The sequence below is a fragment of the Burkholderia sp. 22088 genome (genome assembly GCF_052045915.1).
GTDB lineage: Bacteria > Pseudomonadota > Gammaproteobacteria > Burkholderiales > Burkholderiaceae > Burkholderia > Burkholderia cepacia.
Genome location: NZ_JBQEPY010000001.1, coordinates 538,075 through 554,198, shown reverse-complemented (window position 1 = coordinate 554,198; position 16,124 = coordinate 538,075). Strand labels below are relative to the sequence as shown.

General features: G+C 68.7%; 14 protein-coding genes. 8 read left to right on the top strand and 6 right to left on the bottom strand.

The genetic code is table 11. The features are described from left to right. Window positions 1–67 precede the first annotated feature (67 nt). The 4 genes from ACTJLD_RS02730 to ACTJLD_RS02715 all read left to right on the top strand — a co-directional run bounded on the left by ACTJLD_RS02730 (window position 68) and on the right by ACTJLD_RS02715 (window position 2,238). A complete protein-coding gene (locus tag ACTJLD_RS02730) occupies window positions 68–598 on the top strand; it encodes a M949_RS01915 family surface polysaccharide biosynthesis protein (RefSeq protein ID WP_059696656.1) in 531 nt (176 codons plus the stop codon). 164 nt (window positions 599–762) lie between these two features. Next, complete coding sequence (locus ACTJLD_RS02725; protein WP_440657920.1) at window positions 763–1,323, top strand: DUF2975 domain-containing protein; 561 nt, start codon at window positions 763–765, stop codon at window positions 1,321–1,323. 8 nt (window positions 1,324–1,331) lie between these two features. Further along, window positions 1,332–1,556, top strand: a complete 225-nt coding sequence (locus ACTJLD_RS02720) for a helix-turn-helix domain-containing protein (protein ID WP_440657919.1) — start codon at window positions 1,332–1,334, stop codon at window positions 1,554–1,556. 103 nt (window positions 1,557–1,659) lie between these two features. Beyond that, complete coding sequence (locus ACTJLD_RS02715; RefSeq protein WP_440657918.1) at window positions 1,660–2,238, top strand: hypothetical protein; 579 nt, start codon at window positions 1,660–1,662, stop codon at window positions 2,236–2,238. A 57-nt stretch (window positions 2,239–2,295) separates the two neighbouring features. Here the strand turns inward: ACTJLD_RS02715 and ACTJLD_RS02710 are convergent, their stop codons facing one another. The 4 genes from ACTJLD_RS02710 to ACTJLD_RS02695 form a co-directional block, all read right to left on the bottom strand. Then, window positions 2,296–3,324 (bottom strand): MerR family transcriptional regulator, encoded by a 1,029-nt coding sequence (locus ACTJLD_RS02710; RefSeq protein WP_440657916.1) that lies wholly within the window; start codon window positions 3,322–3,324, stop codon window positions 2,296–2,298. 118 nt (window positions 3,325–3,442) lie between these two features. Then, window positions 3,443–5,020: an efflux transporter outer membrane subunit gene (locus ACTJLD_RS02705; protein WP_440657914.1), complete on the bottom strand. Its 1,578-nt coding sequence runs from the start codon at window positions 5,018–5,020 to the stop codon at window positions 3,443–3,445. A gap of 2 nt (window positions 5,021–5,022) precedes the next feature. Beyond that, window positions 5,023–8,202, bottom strand: a complete 3,180-nt coding sequence (locus ACTJLD_RS02700) for an efflux RND transporter permease subunit (protein ID WP_059696664.1) — start codon at window positions 8,200–8,202, stop codon at window positions 5,023–5,025. Next, a complete protein-coding gene (locus ACTJLD_RS02695; RefSeq protein ID WP_440657913.1) occupies window positions 8,199–9,308 on the bottom strand; it encodes an efflux RND transporter periplasmic adaptor subunit in 1,110 nt (369 codons plus the stop codon). Before ACTJLD_RS02695 ends, ACTJLD_RS02700 begins: the two co-directional genes overlap by 4 nt. Window positions 9,309–9,493: 185 nt before the next feature. Here ACTJLD_RS02695 and ACTJLD_RS02690 point away from each other — a divergent pair, with 185 nt between their 5' ends. Then, on the top strand, window positions 9,494–10,114 hold the full coding sequence (locus ACTJLD_RS02690) for a TetR/AcrR family transcriptional regulator (RefSeq protein ID WP_027787313.1): 621 nt from the start codon (window positions 9,494–9,496) through the stop codon (window positions 10,112–10,114). A 96-nt stretch (window positions 10,115–10,210) separates the two neighbouring features. Here ACTJLD_RS02690 and ACTJLD_RS02685 read toward each other — a convergent pair whose 3' ends face one another. Together ACTJLD_RS02685 and ACTJLD_RS02680 are read right to left on the bottom strand one after the other, a co-directional pair. Then, window positions 10,211–11,944 carry a ClcB-like voltage-gated chloride channel protein gene (locus ACTJLD_RS02685; RefSeq protein ID WP_196486452.1) on the bottom strand — a complete coding sequence of 578 codons (1,734 nt, stop codon included), beginning with the start codon at window positions 11,942–11,944 and terminating at the stop codon, window positions 10,211–10,213. Window positions 11,945–12,047: 103 nt separating this feature from the next. Continuing rightward, entirely contained in the window at window positions 12,048–13,115 is a 1,068-nt protein-coding gene (locus ACTJLD_RS02680; protein ID WP_440657911.1) for a YeiH family protein, read from the bottom strand. A 112-nt stretch (window positions 13,116–13,227) separates the two neighbouring features. On the opposite strand from ACTJLD_RS02680, the gene ACTJLD_RS02675 reads away from it, so the two are divergent. The 3 genes from ACTJLD_RS02675 to ACTJLD_RS02665 all read left to right on the top strand — a co-directional run bounded on the left by ACTJLD_RS02675 (window position 13,228) and on the right by ACTJLD_RS02665 (window position 16,080). Then, the gene (locus tag ACTJLD_RS02675; protein ID WP_060174532.1) at window positions 13,228–14,121 is read left to right on the top strand and encodes a LysR family transcriptional regulator; all 894 of its coding nucleotides are present in this window, start codon (window positions 13,228–13,230) and stop codon (window positions 14,119–14,121) included. Between the two features lie 173 nt (window positions 14,122–14,294). Beyond that, window positions 14,295–15,059, top strand: coding sequence for a xylose isomerase (locus ACTJLD_RS02670; protein WP_027787317.1), 765 nt, complete (start codon window positions 14,295–14,297; stop codon window positions 15,057–15,059). A gap of 28 nt (window positions 15,060–15,087) precedes the next feature. Continuing rightward, a complete protein-coding gene (locus ACTJLD_RS02665; RefSeq protein WP_440657909.1) occupies window positions 15,088–16,080 on the top strand; it encodes a sugar kinase in 993 nt (330 codons plus the stop codon). Window positions 16,081–16,124: the final 44 nt, after the last annotated feature.

Sequence of the window (16,124 nt, the reverse complement as noted above, 5' to 3'; positions counted from 1 at the left end):
CAGGCGGCTGGCAGAGGCACGCGGCTGTGTCGATAATGGCGCGTTCGATCCTGCTTCCACCTCGCCGATGAAGAGACGCTTCCTTTCGCCTTGTCTGTTTCTTGCCGCCACTGCGCTGTGCAACCTGGCGCAGGCCGCCACCGAATACACGTGGACCGATGCGGCCGGCGCACATGCGGTGACGCTCGTACGCACCGCGTCCGGCGACGACCTCGAGCTCAAGGTCGCCGCGACGCTCGACGGCCGGCCCGACTGGACCGTGCGCGACTACGTGAAGGCATGTCCGGTCGACGTGATTCTCGACGTCGTGCCCGCATCGATCGAGATGCGCGACCTGCTCGGCAACGGCCGCAAGCAGTTTCTGTTCGCGTACAGGATCGGCTGCCGCGGCGACGTCAGCGCCGACCAGGTCAAGTACTTCCTGATCGACCAGGGCACGAAGTACGTGCTGCGCGGCGAGGAAACCGTCACGGTCAACGGCAAGTTCATGGACGGCGGCGCGGCGCCCGTGCCGAATGCGGACCTGAAAGCCCGCCCCGCGTTTCTGCGCTACATGACGAAGCACTGGCACGCGATCAGCGCGCGCGACTACCGGTAGGCGCGCGCCCGGCGATCGTGACGGCGCGTGCGACACATGCCTGCTGGGGGTGAGTCGAACCTGTCGAACAATAAAAAATCATGGTTCAACAGCAATTAATTATCGTTTTACGATAATTTCGGACGTACAATCGACGCTCGTTCATTCGTCGTCGAGGACACGTCATGCATTCCGATCGCATCGCCCGTATCAGCCAGCAGATGGCCACCGTCACGCTGTGGTTCATCGTCGGCATGCTGGTGCTCAACGCCGCGTGCTGGGCGTTCCCGTCACTGAACGCGGCGTCGGGGCCCGGCCTCGTATTCGGCCTCACCGATTCGGTGATCTCGAACCTGCACGGGGATGTCGCCGCGTTCCCGTGGTGGCAGAAGGCGGTCGGCATCTTGCTGTCGAGCGTGCCGCTGATCGCGCTCGCGAACGGCCTGCGTCATCTGCGTGCGCTGTTCCGCACCTACGCGCGCCGCGACTATTTCTCCGCGCAGGCGGCCGGCCATCTCGGCAAGACGGGCCGTGCGATCGGGATGTGGGTGCTGCTGAGCCTGCTGTGCGAACCGCTCCTGAGCGTGTGGGCGACGCTGCGCGAACCGGTCGGCCATCGCGTGGTCAGCATCGGGTTCAGCCTGCCGTACGTGGTCGCGCTGTTCACCGCGGCCTGCATCGCGGTCATCGCGCACATCCTCCGGCAGGCGAGCGAACTCGATGCCGAACATCGGCAGTTCGTCTGAGGCGCGCCATGTCGATCGTGGTCAAGCTCGATGTGATGCTCGCGACGCGCAAGGTCCGCTCGAAGGATCTCGCGGCGGCGGTCGGCATCACCGAACAGAATCTGTCGCTGCTCAAGCAAGGGAAGATCAAGGGCATCCGTTTCGCGACGCTCGAGGCGATCTGCCGTTATCTCGACTGCCAGCCCGGCGACCTGCTCGCGTTCAGCGATGACGGTGTCGGCGAGCCGGATTGACGCATCGCCATCGCGGCTGGCCGGCGTGGCGGGGCGGCGCCGGTCGCGCATCGTCGCGCTGGCTGTTGTCGCGTCCGTATCGATTCACCTGCTCGGATGGTTCGTGCTGCAGCGGGCGTCGACGGTGGCCGGCCCGAACGCCGGGGCGCGGCCCCGGCTTGCGCTGCGCGTCGAGCTGATTCCCGCGCGGCCGGTGCCCGCGGCGGGCGTGCCTGACGCCGGGCGAACCGGGCGCGCCGCGAGTGAGCGCGGTGCCGAGGGCGCCGTGTCATCGACGAAACGATCCGCCGCGGTTGCGGTGTCGCGCATGACGAAGCGGGCGTCTTCGAATACGGGGGGCGTTTCGCGTCGGCAAGGTGAAACGCCTGCCGGCGCAATCGCGACCCGACGTGAACCCCATTCCGAGAACGCACCAGGCCCCGATCTCGACTGGCGCCGCGATCTGGACGCGATCGGCTCGCGGCATGCGGCGGCGCGCAGTCCGGCGCAGGCGGCGGTCGGGGCATTGGGCGCGTCGTCCGGCGGCGTGGCCGCGCGCCGTGACACTGTCGATGCGAGGCTGGCCGACGGCATGTCGAATGCCCGTCGCACCGACTGCCGGCACGCGTATTCACGCGCGGGCCTGCTGGCGTTGCCGATGCTCGCGCTGGATGCGGTGCGCGACACGGGCTGCAAATGGTGAAACGGGCGGCACGCGGGAAACCCGCCTGCCGCCCGCACGTTCATGCGCTCAACGCGTTCAGCGCGCGGGCGCAAGCTGCGCCATCGCCTCCCGCACGAAACCGATCAGCGTGTCGTCGACCCACGTATCCTGCGTCAGTGCAGGCTCGTTCATCATCGCCGCGCGGAATTTCGCATGCGTGGCCGGATCGTGGCCGGCATAGCTGCAGAACAGCTCGAGCCAGCGCTGCGCGAGCGCGCGGCCTTCCGGCGAAGCAGGTCGGGCGCCCGCATCGATCGCGTCGCGCACGTCGCCCATCAGTTGCGGCCATTCCATCGCGCGTTCGCCGTAGTGCGCGCGCATGAAGCGGATCTCGTCCGGCGCGAGGTACTTCTCGAAGATCCGCATCTTGTTTTCGGACGACGCACGCAGCACATAGTCGCGCAGCGCGGTCGAAATGCCGATCTTCGACTGCATCGCCGGTTCTTGCTCGTGCATCAGGTTCAGCTTCGCCAGCAGCCGCGGGTCGTTGTTCGTGTCGCGCACGAGCAGCGTCATCCAGCGACTGGCGAGCGCACGGGGGCGTTCGTCCTCGGCGGGTACGCCCGCGTCGTGCAGCGCGCGCACTTCGTCGACGAGTGCGATCCATTCGGCGTCGCCCGCCTGGCTTTTCTGGTACATCGGCAGGCGCGCGAGTTCTTCCTCGGAAAAATATTTGTCGTACACGGTCATCAACTCCAGTGTGGTGAGCCAATCGGCCAGCTCCGGCTCCGTGCCTGCGGCGAGCTGCGCATGCAGGCTCACGAGGCGCTCGCGCAGCTGCGCGGTCTGCGCGAGCTGACGGTCGAGCAGCGCGATCTGCTTTGCCACGAGATCGACGAGCGGGGTGCCGGGCCGGTTCAGGTGATCGCCGATTTCGGTGAGCGACAGGCCGAAGCGACGCAACGCCTGGATCTGGTGGAGCCGGGCGATGTCGTGGCGGTCGTACAGCCGGTAGCCGTTGTCGGCGCGCGCCGAAGGCGTCAGCAGACCGATCGCGTGATAGTGATGAAGCGTGCGGACGGTCAGCCCGCTGCGTTTCGCCAGTTCTCCCACTTTCAGTCGCATTCGTTCCTCCGTTCGGTACGCACACTGGAGTCTCGAACGTTACGCTACGTGAGGGTCAAGCGGAAGATGGGGAGGCGTGCGCGCGGGGATTCCGCGCGCACGCGATGGCGGGGCCGGCTTATTGCGGAGGCGGCGTGTCGGTGGCGGCGGTATCGGCGGTGGCGGCGCGCGCTTGCTGGCCGGTTGCGCCGTCGGCGGCTGTGTTGCCGGCCTTGCCGGACGGCCCGCCCTTGTCGACCGGCGGCGTGCCCATTGCCTGGTAGAGCCGCGCGGTATCCGCGAACCGCGCGCCGGTCGCGCGGATCTCGTCGAGCCGTGCATTGCGATACTGCAGCTCGCTGGCGCGCGCGGCCGACGGCGGCAGCGCGCCGAGCCGCACGCGGGCCGCCGCGTCGTCGTACGCGCCCCGCGCGGACAGCGCGGCGCGCGACGACGCGTCGAGCGCTTCCGCATCGTGCTCGAGCGCCGCGAGCGAATCGGCGACGTTCTGGAACGCGCCGAGCACGGCCTGCTTGTACTGGTCGACGGCGGCCTCGTAAGTCGCCTTCGCCGCGCGGCGCTGGGCGAGCAGCGCGCCGCCGTGGAAGATCGGCTGGCTCAGCGACGCGCCGACGTTCCAGATCGCGCCGGCGCCCGACAGCATCGCCGGCCAGCTGAAGCCGCCTTTGCCCATCGCGGCCGACAGCGACAGCTGCGGGAACATCTGCGCGGTCGCGAGGCCGACTTCGGCCGCGGCCGCCTTCAGCCCCGCGTCGGCGGCCTGGATGTCCGGGCGGCTTTGCAGCAGGTCCGACGGCACGACGACGGGCACCTGCTCGGGCAGGTGCAGATCGGCGAGCGTGAGATCGGCCGGCGGCCGGTCGGGCGTGCGGCCGACCAGCACCGCGAGCGCATGGCGGGCCGAGTCGCGCTGCTGGCGCAGCGCGGGCAGGCTCGCCGCGAACGTGTCGGCGCTTTGCCGCGCGTTCAGCGCGTCGCTGCGCGAGGCGGAACCGAGTGCGTAGCGGCGTTCGGCATCGTGCGCCTGGTCGTTGGCGAGGGCGACGAGCCGCTCGGTCGTGTTGATCTGCGCATTCAGCACCGACACCGTGATCGACGCGGTGACGATGTTCGCGGCCAGCGCGCGTCGCGCGGATTCGAGCTGGAACGCGCTGACGTCGACGCGTCGCGCCAGCGCGCGGTTCGCGAAACGCGACGCGCCGAACAGGTCGATCGTGTAGCTCGCCTGCAACTGGCCGACGAACGTGTCGTACAGCAGCGTCGGCGCGCCGAGCGCGGGAATCGGCACGCCGAGCGCGCGCTGACGCGCGGCCTGGCCGCTCGCGTCGATCGACGGCAGCATCGAGCTGCCGATCTGCCCGCGCAGCTGTTCGCGCGCGGCATCCAGCGAGTGCGATGCCGCACTGAGTGTCGGGCTGTTGCGCAGCCCTTCGTCGACGAGCGCGTTCAGCGCATCGGAGCGGTACTGCTTCCACCAGTCGGGCACCGGCTGCGCGCCGACCTCGAACTGCTGCGCGACGCCTTGCGCGGACACGGTCTGCTGCACTTGCGGCGTGGTGCCGTAGTGCGCGGGCGACGGCATCGCGGGCGGCTCACCGCTCGGCGCGAACCAGGCGCAGCCCGCGAGCGGGCCGGCGAGGCTCGCGACGGCGAGTGCCCGCACGGCTTTCGTTTTCAGGTTCATCGATCGATCCATGGTCAGGCTCCCGACGGCGCGGCCGGCGTGCTGCCGCCGGACGGCGGGCCGTTCTGCGGGTCGCGTTCGTCGCGCTTCACGCGGAACCACGTCGCATACAGCGCGGGCAGGTAGAACAGCGTCAGCACGGTCGCGCTCGTGATGCCGCCCATCAGCGCGGTCGCCATCGGCCCGAAGAAGTTCGAGCGCAACAGCGGGATCAGCGCGAGCACGGCGGCCGCGGCCGTCAGCGTGATCGGGCGGAACCGCCGCACGGTCGCGCCGATGATCGCGTCGACGCGGCCGTGGCCGGCGGCGATGTCCTGTTCGATCTGGTCGACGAGGATCACCGAGTTGCGCATGATGATCCCGAACATCGCGATCACGCCGAGCATCGCGACGAAGCCGAACGGCTGGCCGAACATCAGCAGCGTGGCGACCACGCCGATCAGCCCGAGCGGCGCGGTCAGCACGACCATCAGCACGCGCGAGAAGCTCTGCAGCTGGATCATCAGCAGCGTGAACACCGCGATCGCCATCAGCGGCATCTGCGCATTGATCGATTTCTGCGCCTTCGCGCTTTCCTCGACCGAGCCGCCGATGTTGATCTGGTAGCCGACCGGCAACTGCGCGCGCAATGCGTTCAGCTTCGCGTCGACCGCATGCGTGACGTCGATGCCCTGCGCGCCGGCGCGTACGTCCGACTGCACGGTGATGGTCGGCTGGCGGTCGCGCTCCCACACGACGCCGTATTCGAGCGTCGGCTTGAAGCGGCCGAGCGAGCCGAGCGGCACCGGGCCGTTCGGGGTCGGCAGCGCGAGGCCGGCGAGCTTCGCGGGGTCGACGCGATCGGCCTTCGGCGCGCGCAGGTCGACCGCGATCAGCTTGTCGCGTTCGCGGTACTGCGTGACGGTCGTGCCGGACAGCGTCATCGCGAGGAAGCTCGAGACGTCCTGCGACGTGACGTTCAGTTCACGCGCCTTCTTCTGGTCGATCTCGAAGCGCACCGAGCGCTCGGCCGGCTCGTCCCAGTCGAACTGCACGTTGACCGTGCGCGCGTCGCCGCGCATCGTCGCCGCGACCTTCTCGGCGATCGAGCGGACCGTCGCGATGCTGTCGCCGCTCACGCGGAACTGCACCGGGTAGCCGACCGGCGGGCCGTTCTCGAGCCGCGACAGCCGCCAGCGCACGGCCGGGAACTGCTCGCGCAGCGTGGTTTCGAGCCAGGTCGCGAGCTTCTCGCGATCCTTCACCGATTTCGCGGTGATCACGAACTGCGCGAAGTTCGGCAACTGAAGCTGCTGGTCGAGCGGCAGGTAGAAGCGCGGTGCGCCGCTGCCGACGAAGCTCACCGAATGATCGATCTCGGGGCGCTTGTCGATCACTTTCTCGAGGCGCTCGGTCTCGCGCAGCGTCGCCGCGAACGACGCGCCTTCGGGCAGCCGCAGGTCGACGAGCAGCTCGGGGCGATCGGAACTCGGGAAGAACTGCTGCGGCACGAGCGAAAAGCCCATCATTGCCACGACGAACAGGGCGCCCGTGATCAGCAGTACGACGAAGCGCCGCTCGATGCACCAGTCGATCCAGCCGCGCAGGCGGCGGTAGAAGCGCGTGTCGTAGATGTCGTGCTCGTGATCGTCGGGCAGGTGCGCCTCGTGCGCGTGCCGCTTGCGCTCGGGCAGCATGTGGTAGCCGAGCAGCGGAATCAGCACGACGGCCGCGAACCACGACGCGATCAGTGCGATGGCCGACACCTCGAAGATCGAGCGCGTGTATTCGCCGGTGCTCGATTTCGCGAGCGCGATCGGCAGGAAGCCCGACACGGTGACGAGCGTGCCGGTCAGCATCGGGAACGCGGTGCTCGTATAGGCGAACGCGGCGGCGCGTGCGCGGGTGTAGCCCTGTTCGAGCTTCACGGCCATCATCTCGACCGCGATGATCGCGTCGTCGACGAGCAGCCCGAGCGCGAGCACGAGCGTGCCGAGCGACACCTTGTGCAGCCCGATGTCGAACAGGTACATGAAGAGGGCGGTGACCGCGAGCACGACCGGAATCGAGATCACGACCACCATCCCGGTGCGCAGGCCGAGCGACACGAGGCTCACGACCAGCACGATCGCGACCGCTTCGGCGACGGCTTCGAGGAAATCGTCGACCGAATGCGCGACCGCGTGCGGCATGCTCGACACCTCGACCAGCTTGAGGCCGGCCGGCAGTTGCGCCTGCAGGTCCTTCGATTCGGCGTCGAGCGCCTTGCCAAGGCGGATCACGTCGCCGCCCGGCTGCATCGTCACGCCGATGCCGAGCACGGCCTTGCCGGCCGCGCCTGAGCCGGCCGCGCCTGAGCCGCCCGCGCGCATCTGCGTGACGACCGGGTCGTCGTAGCCGCGCTTCACGGTCGCGAGATCGCCGAGCCGGAACGTGCGGCCGTTGATGCGGATCAGCGTATCGGCGATCGCATCGACGTTGTCGAACTGGCCGCTCGGGCGCACGAACACGCGATCGTCGGCGGTCGTCAGCACGCCGGCCGACGAGATGTCGTTCTGCGCGTTGATGGCCTGGCCGAGCTGCTGCGGCGAGATGCCGAGGCGCGTGAGCTGCGCGTTGTTCACCTCGATGAAGATCCGCTGGTCGGGGTCGCCGAAATAGTCGACCTTGCCGACGCCCGGCACGCGCAGCAGCACGGTGCGCAACTGATCGGCGTAGTCGTGCAGTTGCGCGGGCGTGAAGCCGTCGCCCTCGAGCGTCCAGATGTTGGTGTAGACGTCGCCGAATTCGTCGTTGAAGAACGGGCCCTGCACGCCGGGCGGCAGCGTATAGCCGATGTCGCCGACCTTCTTGCGGATCTGGTACCAGGTCTCGGGCACGTCCTTCACGGGCGCCGAATCCTTCATCGTGAAGAAGATCAGCGATTCGCCGGGGCGCGAATAGCTGCGCAGGAAGTCGATGGCCGGCGTTTCCTGCAGCTTGCGGCCGATCCGGTCGGTCACCTGTTCCTGCACCTGCCGCGCGGTCGCGCCGGGCCAGAACGTGCGGATCACCATCACGCGGAACGTGAACGGCGGGTCTTCGGACTGCGCGAGCCGCGTGTACGCGAGGATGCCCGCGAGCGTCGCGAGCGCGATCAGGTAGACGACCAGCGCCTGGTGGCGCAGCGCCCACGCGGAGAGATTGAAGCGGCCTTCTTCGTACGAAACGCTCACGATGCGAAGTCCTCCGGATGCAGCGGCGCGATCGCGCGTACCTTCTCGCCCGCGCTGACCGTGTGCACGCCCTGCAACACGACGCGCTCGCCGGGCTGCAGCCCGTGCGACACCGTCACCGTGCGCTCGTTGAAGCGCGCGACGTCGACGCGGCGCAGCTCGAGCGTGTCGTCCTTCGTGCGCACGACCCACACGGCCGGCTGCGCGCCGTCGTGGAACAGCGCGGTCGCGGGCAGCGTGATCGACGGCGCGTCCCCGGCGGCCGGTGCGCCGTCGAACGCGACGCTGGCCGTCATCCCGAGCCGGATCGCCGGATCGGGCGCGGCGAGCGTGAGCTTCACGCGATACGTGCGGCTTTGCGGATCGGCGGCCGGCGCGATTTCGCGCACCTTCGCGGCGAACTGGCGACCGGGCAGCGACGGCAGCGTGACGCTGGCCGCGTGGCCGGGCGTGAGCGGCGCAAGCGCGGCTTCGGGCACGTCGCTGACGACGTCGACGTCGCCGGACCACGCGAGCTGGTAGACGGGCTGGCCGGCCGACACGTTCTGGCCGGTGTCGGCCTGTTCGGCGGTGATGTAGCCCGCGTGATCGGCGACGAGCGTCGCGTAGCGAAGCTGGTTCCGGGCGAGCGCGAGCTGCTGCTGCGCCTGGTCGCGCTGCGCGAGCGCCGACGTGTAGCTGTTCTCGGTCTGTTCGAGCTGGGCGGTCGCGATCAGGTTTTCGCGCGCCTGTGCGCGGTCGCGGTCGAGCTGCTGCTTCGCGAACGCGAGGCTGTGCGTCGCGGCGTCGAGTTGCGCCTGTGCGCTCGCGGCGTTCTTCTCGACGTCGGACGGATCGAGCAGCGCGACGACCTGGCCGACCTTGACCGTATCGCCGAGGCGCACCTTGCGCTCGATGATCTTGCCGGCGATGCGGAACGACAGAGGGGTGGCATAACGCGGCTGGATCTCGCCGGGGAGCGTGCGGGCGACCGCGGCGTCGTCGGCATGGGCGGGCAGTGCGACGACGGGGCGCGGGGCGGACGGCGCGGATTCTTTTGGATGACAGGCGGCGAGGACGAGCGCGGTGCCGATCAGCAGCACGGCGCGGGAACCGGAGCGATTCACGAAACCCCCAAGTGAGGTGAGAGCGAGAGCGGAACGAAGCCGGCAAGCGCGGCGCGCGCTTGCCCCGAGCGGCGCCGACAGGGGCGCGCGGACAGCATTTTCAGAAACTGTGGCGAATTCTAATACACACCTGTATCTGAGTGCAAAGATGAATTTGAAAGGGAATCGATGCTAGACTGCGCGCCATGAAACCACAGCGCTTAACCCGCGAGCAGAGCAGGGATCAGACGCGCGAACGTCTGCTGAATGCCGCGCATCGCATTTTTCTGAAGAAAGGTTTTGTGGCCGCGAGCGTCGAGGACATCGCGGCCGCGGCCGGCTATACGCGCGGCGCGTTCTACTCGAATTTCCGCAGCAAGTCGGAACTCCTGCTGGAGTTGCTGGAGCGCAACCATGCGCAGGTGCAGGCCGATTTCCAGGCGATCTTCGACGAGGGCGGGTCGCGCGAACAGATGGAATCGATGACGCTCGCGCATTACCGCACGCTGTTCGCCGACGACGAATTCTCGTTGCTGTGGGGCGAGGCGAAGCTGCAGGCCGCGCGCGATGCGAAGTTCCGCGTGCGCTTCAACCAGTTCCTGCACGCCAAGCGCGTGCAGATGGCCGAATTCATCCGGCGCTTCTCCGAGCGCTCCGGCACGCCGCTGCTGTTGCCGGCGGAGACGCTCGCGTTCGGGCTGATGTGCCTGTGCGACGGCGTGCAGTCGTATTACGCGGCCGATCCGCAGCACGTGCCGGCCGAGGTGGCCGAGTCGGTGCTCGCGGGGTTCTTCGCGCGTGTCGTGCTCGGGCGTGCGCCGGACTGACGCGGCAGCGGATTCGTCGTGCCGCGTGCGATGCGCGGCAAAGGCGGGGTGCGATGAAGCATGCGGCATGCGCCGCGCCTCATCGCGTCGTGCGAATCAGCGCTCGCCGGTCATCCGCCGGTACGCGTCGAGCAGCGACGTCTTGTAGACGACGCCCGCGAGCGTCGGCTCGGCTTCGCTTTCGATCACCGGCAGGCGTTCGCCCTGGAACGCCATGAAGCGTTCGAGCGCGGTGGCGAGCGGCATGTCGGGCGTCAGGAGCGGAAACGGCGTGTGCGCGTAATGCGCGGCCGTCTTGTCGGTCGTGTCGCGCTTGTCGAGCAGGTCCGACGTGATGTCCTTCAGCGCGACCGCGCCGCGAAAGCGCCCGGCATCATCGGTGACGTACAGGTACTTCACCGGATATTCGAGAAACACGCGCGTCATGTCGGCGACGCTCGCCGTGAGCGGCACGACCGTCTGCGCGGGCTGGATCAGCTCGCGCATCTGCGTGGTGCGCAGGCGCAGCTTCTCCTGCGCGTCCTGGTAATGGTGCTGCGTGATTTCGTACATCGACGTCGTCCCGGTCGCGCGCGCGACGAAATACGCGAATACGCACGACACCAGCAGCGGCAACACGACCTGATAGCTCAGCGTCATCTCGAAGATCATCAGGATCGCCATCAGCGGCGCCTGCGTGGCGCCCGCCATGAACGCACCCATCCCGACGATCGCGTACGCGAAGTATGCCGACGTATGGCCGGGCCACAGCGCTTCCATCGCGAGCCCGAACAGCGAACCGAACACCGCGCCGACGAACAGCGTCGGCGTGAACACGCCGCCGATCGCACCCGAGCCGACCGTGGCGGAGGTTGCGATGACCTTGAACACGAGCACCGCGACCAGCGCCTGCCAGGTCCACGGCGAATGCAGGATCTGGTTGACGACGCTATAGCCGTTGCCCCATACGTCCGGCGTCCACACCGAGATCACGCCGACGACGAGGCCGCCGAGCGCGAGCCGCACCGGCAGCGGCACCGGCAGCCGCTTGAAATGGTGCTTCGACGCGTCGAGCAGGTGCAGGAACTGCGGCGCGAGCACGCCGCACAGCGCGCCGAGCACGACGAACAGCAGCACCTCGGGGCCGGTGACGGCCGGAAACACCGGCATCTCGTACGGCGGCCGATAACCGGCGAATTCGCGCATCACGATGTTCGCGACGACCGACGCGACGACCATCGGGCCGAAGCTCTCCATCGCGATCGTGCCGAGCACGATTTCCGACACGAAGAATGCGCCGGCGATCGGCGCGTTGTAGGCGGACGTGATGCCGGCCGCCGCCCCGCAGGCGACCAGCAGGCGCAGGCGCGGCGGGTCGAAGTGCACGAAGCGGCCGACGAGCGACGCGGCGAGCGCCGCGAGCTGCACCATCGGGCCTTCGCGGCCGATCGAGCCGCCGCTGCCGATCGTCAGCAGCGACGATACGCTGCGCCACAGGCTCTGCCGTACCGGCACGACGCCGTTGCCGAGCGCGACCGATTCCATGTAGTCGGTATTGCCCGCCTTCTTGTCGCCGCGCGTCGCGAGCAGCAGCACGCAGCCGGCGAGGAAGCCGCCCGCGGCCGGCATCCAGAACCGCACGTACCACGGCAGGCGTTTCGCCATCTGCACGAAGCTGCCGCTTTGCCCGGAGATCAGGTGCTGCATCAGGTCGATGCCTTCGCGGAACGCCATCGTCGCAAAGGCGCCGCCGACGCCGACGATGGCCGACCAGATCAGCATCGTATGGGCGTCCGACAGGCGGAACAGCGTTTGGGCGCGAGTGCGCAGCTTCAGCAGGAACGAGAGCACGGCTGAAAGAGGGCGATGGAAAACGACGCGAAGCATAGCACTGCGACGCGCCCGCGGGACCTTCCCGGCGGGCGCGTCGCGCGACGTGTCACGGGCGGGCAACTCAGCCAAGCCAGTGCTGCACGGCCCAGGTGATCCCGTAGCCGCCGGCGATCAGCCACACGTACAGGATCAGGCCGGTCATCAGCGCGCGCGGGCCGGCTGCGCGGATCTGTGCCACGCGGGTTTCGATGCCGAGCGCGGTCATGGCCATCGTCAGTGCGAAGGTGTCGAGCACGTTCAGCGTGTGCGTGACGTCCGTCGGCAGCACGTTCAGCGAGTTGACGATCACGAAGCCGAGGAACCCGAGCGCGAACCAGGGCACGGCCACCTTGCGCTTGCCTTGCGCGCCGCCGGCGGTGGCGCGGGCCGAGCGGGCGAGCCACCAGCCGAGCACCAGCAGCACCGGCACCAGCAGCATCACGCGCGTCATCTTGACGATCGTCGCGATGTGCGCGACCTGCGGGCTGATGTCGCTCGCCGCGCCGACCACCTGCGCGACCTCGTGGATCGTGCCGCCGAAGAACAGGCCCAGGCCGGCCGGGTCGAGATTCAGCAGACCGGCGTGATAGGCGATCGGGTACAGGAACATCGACAGCGTGCCGAACAGCACGACGCTGCCCACGGCCATCGCGCTCTGGTGCGGCTTCGACTGCAGCGTCGACTCGAACGCGAGCACGGCGGCCGCGCCGCAGATCGCGCTGCCGGCGGCGGTCAGCAGCGCGGAATCGCGGTCGAGCTTCATCAGCTTCATGCCGGCCCAGGTGCCGATCGCGAGCGTGCTGATGACGACGAGGACCGACACCGTGAGGCCCGGCAGCCCGACCTGCGCGATTTCCTGCAGGCTCACGCGCAACCCGAAGAACGCGACCGCGATGCGCAGCAGCTTGCGCGCGGAGAAGTTGACGCCGGCCGCCCAGCTCGCCGGCATGCCGTCGCGCAGCGCGTTGCCGTACAGCGCACCGGCGACGATGCCGACGATCAGCGGCGACAGGCCGAGCCCCGCGATCGCGGGAAGCTGGGACAGGCTCGTGACGGCGGCGGCGAACAGCGCGACGAACAGCACGCCGTTCAACTGGCCGCGCATCGACGGCGCGGCGGGGCTGAGATGGGGACTCGGGGCAGTGGACATGGAGGCACCGTGATGGAGCGTGTTGCGATGCTGTAATCCTAATTTCGTTATATCGATATGAAAAATTGTGATTTGTGACGTAAACTATCCGGAAAGCCGATAATTTATCCCCATGACCCCGGATCAACTGATAACGTTCGCCGCCGTCGCCGAACACCTGAACATCAGCCACGCCGCCGTGGCGCTGCATCTGTCGCAGCCGGCCGTGTCGGGCCAGTTGCGGCTGCTGCAGGACGAATTCGGCGAGCCGCTGTACCAGCGCGAAGGCCGCGGCATCCGCCTGACCCCGATCGGCGAACAGCTCGCGCAGTACGCGAAAGCGCAGCGCGATACGTTCGCGCAGGCGCGCGCGTTTCGCGACGCGGTGCGCGGCCTGGAAGCCGGCACGCTGCGCATCGGCGCGAGCACGACACCCGCGAGCTACCTGTTGCCTTATCTGATCTCGGCGTTCCAGCCGCGCGCCCCGCGCGTGGCGATCCACACGATGAGCGGCAACACGGCCGACGTGGTCGCGGCGCTGCCGTCGCTCGACATCGCGATGATCGAAGGGCCGCCCGGCGAGGCGCTGCCGCCGGGCACCGCGGTGCACGCGTGGCGCGAGGACGAGATCGTGGCGATCGTGCCGACCGGGCATCCGCTGGCTGCGCCCGAATACGCGCCGGGCGTCACGCTCGACGCGCTGGCGGCCCATCCGCTCGTCCTGCGCGAGGCGGGCTCCGCCGTGCGGCAACTCGTCGAGCGCGCGTTCGCGCAAGGCGCGGCGCCGATGCGTGTCGCATTCGAGATCGCGGGTGTCGAGGCCGTGAAGGAAGCCGTGCGTGCCGGGATGGGCGTCGGGTTCGTGTCCGCGATGTCGCTGCGTCACGACGATGCCGCGCTCGTCCTGCGCTCGCTCGCGCCCGCGCCGCTCACGCGTCACTTCTCCATCCTCGTGCCGCACGGCGGCGCGCCGTCGCGGGTCGCCGCACAATTCCTCGAAATGAGCCTCGCGCACGATATCGCCTGAACCTCGCCGGAACGGCCGAAGCCGGCCCGGGCATGCGTGATGCGTGCCGTCGGAACGTGCGTTCGTGCCATGCCCCAACTTAGGGATTTCCTCTATGGCGTGGGTTCGAGGCGAAGCGCACCATCCGTCTCAAGCAAATGGAACCGGTTCCATTCCGGGGAAAAGAGGGCAGAATGACAGACATCGTGATCGTGGCGAGCGCATTCGGGATGGACCGCGTGCGTCAGGAGGGCCACAGCGCATTCGTCGCGACCGCGGCGGCATCGGGTGCGACGGGTTTCGAGGTGCGGCGCGAACTGTTCGCGTCGGAAGCGGACGCTGCGCCCGGCGCGCTCGCCGCGCTGGGTGCGCTACTGGCCGGCCACGGGCTGTGGTCGGTCTATTCGACGCCGGCCAACCTGTACACGGAAACGGGCGCGCTCGATGCGGACGCATTGCGCGGCGCGCTTGCGGAAGCCGACGCGCTCGGCGCGCGCTTCGTGAAATTCCAGCTCGGCGGCTTCGCCGGCGACGCGCACGCGGCCGACATCGTCGCGCTGTCGCGCGGCGCGAAGGCCCGCGTGGTGGTCGAGAACGGCCAGCTTCCGGTCGGCGGCGCGCTCGCGCAGTTCCGCGGCCTGTTCGATGCATTGGCCGCCGCGGGCATGCCCGATGCGCTCGGGATGACGTTCGACATCGGCAACTGGCAGTGGCCGGGCGAAGCGCCGCTTGATTGCGCACAAGTGCTCGCGTCCCATGTGGAATACATTCACTGCAAGGCCGTCGAGGGCGAGGGCGCGCGCCGTTTCGCCGCCGCGCCGGCGCCGAACGACCCGCTCGTGACCGGCGTGCTCGCGGCGCTGCCGCAGCAGGCGCCGCGCGGCATCGAGTTTCCGTTCGACGCGGCCGACCTGGCGGGCGATGCATGCCGCCGAGTCGCGTGGCTCGCAACCGCGTGACGGCGGAAGGATCCTGGAGAGTTCATTCATGAAAGCAGCACTCGATGTCGTGACCTACGGCGAAGCGATGGCGATGTTCGTCTCGACCGAGCCCGGTCATCTCGCGCATGCGACGCAATTCGCGAAGCGGATCGCGGGCGCCGACCTGAACGTCGCGATCGGCCTGTCGCGGCTCGGCTTCCGGGTCGGCTGGATGAGCCGCGTCGGCCGCGATTCGTTCGGCGGCTACGTGCTCGACACGCTGGCGCGCGAGGGCATCGACGCATCGTGCGTGACCGTCGATCCGCGCTACCCGACCGGCTTTCAGCTCAAGTCGCGCAACGACGACGGCAGCGACCCGACCGTCGAGTATTTCCGCAAGGGCTCGGCCGCGAGCCACCTGTCGTGCGACGACTACGTGGCCGACTATGTGCTCGGCGCGCGCCACCTGCACCTGACGGGCGTCGCGCCGGCGATCTCCGCGACGTCGTGCGAGCTCGCGTTCAAGCTGGCGCGCGAAATGCGCGCGGCCGGCAAGACGATCTCGTTCGACCCGAACCTGCGCCCGACGCTGTGGCCGTCCGCCGACGTGATGGCGAAGACGCTGAACGCGCTTGCGTCGCTCGCCGACTGGGTGCTGCCGGGCATCGCCGAAGGGCGGCAACTGACCGGGCACGACACGCCGGCCGATATCGCGGGCTTCTATCTCGCGCAAGGTGCGCGCGCGGTGGTGATCAAGCTCGGTGCCGAAGGTGCGTATTACCGGACGGCTGACGGCCGTGACGGAACGGTGGCGGGCGAGCGTGTGCGGAACGTCGTCGACACGGTCGGCGCCGGTGACGGCTTCGCGGTCGGCGTGGTCAGCGCGCTGCTGGAAGGGAAGACGATCGAACAGGCCGTGGCGCGCGGCAACCGCATCGGCGCGCTCGCGATCCAGGTGATCGGCGACTCGGAAGGGCTGCCGACCCGTGCCGCGCTCGATCGATTCGAAAACGTCACCAATCACGCCGATCGCTTAGAGGAAACCTTCACCGCGCAATGAGAGGCCGGACACGGCACAATCCGCGGACTCATTTCGTCGTGCAT